We start from the raw sequence: 511 nt of genomic DNA, 5'->3' as shown, positions 1-511 counted from the left end.
CGTTATACGCTAGGAGTTTAAATGGAACTTAACCAAGTTACGTTACCAGTAAAAGATTTGGATATTGCTGCTAACTTTTACCTAAATCTCGGCTTCACACAAATTGTCGATACGCCTCATTACGCAAGGTTTTCTTGCCCAGATGGGAATTCCACCTTTTCCTTATCACTCGAAACCGATGAATTTGAAAACAGTTCTGTGATTTACTTCGAGCATGAAAAACTTGACGAACTGTGTGCTGAGTTGACTAGGAAAGGTTTTCAGTTTGAACAACAGCCGACAGAGCAACGGTATTTGTGGAAAGAAGCCATACTTAAAGATCCGTCTGGTAACAAAATCAAACTTTACTGGGCAGGTGAAAACCGCTTAAATCCTCCTTGGAAGGTTGAGAAACGCGTATAACAATCTGCTGTAGTCGCTCGCAGGCTCGCTGGGACGCAAACACATGGGCTGCGTCGCTTCGCTCCTAAATTTTAGCCCATGTGTTTCCGCCCCTAAGCAGGGTGTTATA

General features: G+C 43.4%; 1 protein-coding gene. It reads left to right on the top strand.

The genetic code is table 11. From position 1 onward, the window contains the following. Positions 1-21: 21 nt before the first annotated feature. Positions 22-402, top strand: coding sequence for a VOC family protein (locus tag V5298_RS20830; RefSeq protein WP_332933314.1), 381 nt, complete (start codon positions 22-24; stop codon positions 400-402). Positions 403-511: the final 109 nt, after the last annotated feature.

This window comes from Alteromonas sp. 14N.309.X.WAT.G.H12, assembly GCF_036697315.1.
Lineage (GTDB): Bacteria > Pseudomonadota > Gammaproteobacteria > Enterobacterales > Alteromonadaceae > Alteromonas.
This window is presented reverse-complemented; position numbering and strand designations above follow the sequence as displayed.